The 2747-nt window shown below is 73.8% G+C and carries 1 protein-coding gene; it reads left to right on the top strand.

All coding sequences use genetic code 11. The annotated features are described in order from the left end of the window. Positions 1-356: 356 nt before the first annotated feature. A partial coding sequence (locus MFF42_RS16295; protein ID WP_238256682.1) for a DNA translocase FtsK occupies positions 357-2747 on the top strand: 2391 nt, incomplete at its 3' end.

The raw sequence follows: 2747 nt of genomic DNA, 5'->3' as shown, positions 1-2747 counted from the left end.
GTCGCCGGGCCGCCGCCCTCCGTCAGGTCTTCGGGAAAACGCCTTAAAGCGCCAACCGCGCTCGACGATATCCGGTTCGCGCCGCGCTTGCACGGCGGGAGGCGGAACGGTCCGGAGGAGGGCAGGGCAAGGGGCCGAGCAAGGGGCTGAGCAAGGGGCCGAGGCAAGCGTTCGTTAACGACGATCCGCCTAGCTTGGGGCTCGAACCGCTCCGCAGGAGCCGGACCTTGTTTCGAGTCATCTCACAGATCATGCGCGCATCGGGACGGCCTCCCTACTCTCATCGAGATCCGTCGCGGCCGAGCCGCGGCGGCGACCGCCTGGACCGGTCGATCGGCGGCATCGCCCATCGGCTGATGAGCCTTCGCTCCAACCTCGCCCGGCGCATCGCGGGCGCGCCCCCGGCCCCGCCGCGGGCGCTCCCGCAGGCGCTGCCGCATCCGGCCCTGCCGGTTCCGGGCGCGGACGGCTTCGACGCGGGCAGCGTGCCGAGCTGGCTGGTGCCGCCCGGCGCGATGCTCGGCCGCGCCCCGGCCGCCCAGGAGTCCGCGATACCGGAGGCTTGGATATCGGAGACTCGGGCCTCGGAGGCGTGGACGCAGGAGCGGGAGGAGGGGCTGTTCGAGAGGCCCGCCCCGGCCCTGCCCTACGACGGCCCGCTCGAGATGCCGTTCGAGAGCCGCATCGATCCCCGCGCCTCCGGCCCCGGCGTCCTGGTGCGCACGCCGCGCCGCCCGGCGGCGATCGCTCCGGAGGCCGGCGCGGTTCAGATGCCGCACGCCCTGCCCGTTTCCCACTCCCCGAATCCGGGCGGCGCCTACGGCGTGCCGCAGGCGCCCCTGCCCGAATCGGTGCGCTTCACCCGCACGCCCGACACCGTCCTGATGGAGCGCCGCCGCCAGGCGCTGGAGGCCGAGCGCGAGGCGCAGGCCCACGCCCAGGCCCTGCTCGACGCCCGGGCCGCCGCCGAGGCCGCGGCGCTGGAGGCGCAGCGAGCCCGCGAGGCGGCGGAGTATGAGGCCGCCGAGCGCGCGGCGCAGCTGGCCGCCGAGGAGGCCGAGGCCGCCCGGCTGCGCACCGAGCAGGCCGTCTCGGAGGTGCCGAGCTGGCGCCGCCCGTTCGTGCCGCCGCCGGGCGTGAGCTTCTTCCGCACCCCCGATCGCCGGCCGAAGCCCGTCGTCCAGATCCCGCAGGCCGCGCCGCAGCCCTCGCCCCAGCCCGCGTTCGAGGCGATCCCGGTCGAGGCGTCGCGCCATGAGGCCGCCGCCCCCGTCGTGGCGGAGGAGGTCCCTGCCTTCGGGATGTACGCGCCCTTCATCCCGCCGGTCCCGGCCGAGCCGTCCGACTGGTCGGACGTCCCGGATTGGTCGGCCCTGCACGGCTGGTTCGGCCCGTCCGAAGCCGCGGTCGAGATCGCCGAGCCGGTCGCCGCCCCGGCCTCGGCGCGCCCTGTGCCGAACGCCATGGCCGCCCGCGCCGCGATCCGCCCGGCCCGTCCGCTGGCCGCCGGGGCGGTCGCGCAGCCGGAAGCCGCGGCTCCGGCCCCGGTCTTTACGCAAGTCGTCGCCCCGGCGCCCGTACCGGTCGCCGTCCCCTTCGCCGCGGCACCGTTGGCAAGGCAGCCGATCCCGGCCCCCGCTCCGGTCCAGGCCGCCCCGCAAGCCCCCTCCCCTGCCGCGCAGATGGCGGCGCTGACCATTCCCGCGCGCCCGGTCCTGCTGCGCGCCAAGCCCGGCGCCGAGGCCGAGCCGGCCGAGGAGGCCGCCGAGACGGTGCCGGACGCCGTCCCGGAGACCGCTTCCGAGTTCGTCGACGCGTTCGAGGACGACGCCTTCGAGCCCGTCGCCGCCGTCGAGTCCGACCCGGATCACCGTCCGCGGGCGATCCTGCCCGAGCGCCCGATGCTGATTCCCGCCGGCCGCCACCTGGAGGCGTCCTTCGTCGGCAATGCCGACTACGAACTGCCCTCCCTCGAACTGCTCGCCGAGCCGCCGCTGCCCGACGGCGAGGAGGTCGATGCGGACGAGCTGGAGCAGAACGCGCTCAACCTCCAGCAGACCGTGCAGGACTTTGGCGTGCGCGGCGACATTTTGGCCGTGCGCCCCGGCCCGGTCGTGACCTTGTACGAGCTGGAGCCGGCCCCCGGCACCAAGTCGAGCCGCGTCATCGGCCTGTCGGACGACATCGCCCGCTCGATGTCCGCCGTCTCCGCCCGCGTCGCCGTCGTCCCCGGCCGCAACGTGATCGGCATCGAGCTGCCGAACCCGGTGCGCGAGACCGTGTACCTGCGCGAGCTCCTGGCCTCGGTCGATTTCGTCGAGACCAAGCACAAGCTCGCCCTGTGCCTTGGAAAAAACATCGGCGGCGAGCCGATCATCGCCGACCTCGCCCGCATGCCGCACCTCTTGGTCGCCGGCACCACCGGCTCGGGCAAGTCGGTGGCCATCAACACCATGATCCTGTCGCTGCTCTACCGGCTGAAGCCGGAAGAGTGCCGCCTCATCATGGTCGACCCGAAGATGCTGGAGCTGTCGGTCTACGACGGCATCCCGCACCTGCTCTCCCCCGTCGTCATCGACCCGAAGAAGGCGGTCATCGCCCTCAAATGGGCCGTGCGCGAGATGGAGGAGCGCTACAAGAAGATGTCGAAGATCAGCGTGCGCAACATCGACGGGTACAATGCCCGGATGAAGGAGGCGCGCGAGCGGGGCGAGACCCTGACCCGCACGGTCCAGACCGGCTTCGAC

It is taken from the genome of Methylorubrum podarium (genome assembly GCF_022179745.1).
GTDB classification, from domain to species: Bacteria; Pseudomonadota; Alphaproteobacteria; order Rhizobiales; family Beijerinckiaceae; genus Methylobacterium; species Methylobacterium podarium.
Note: the sequence above shows the minus strand (reverse complement) of the source record. Positions and strands in the feature narration are given on the sequence as shown.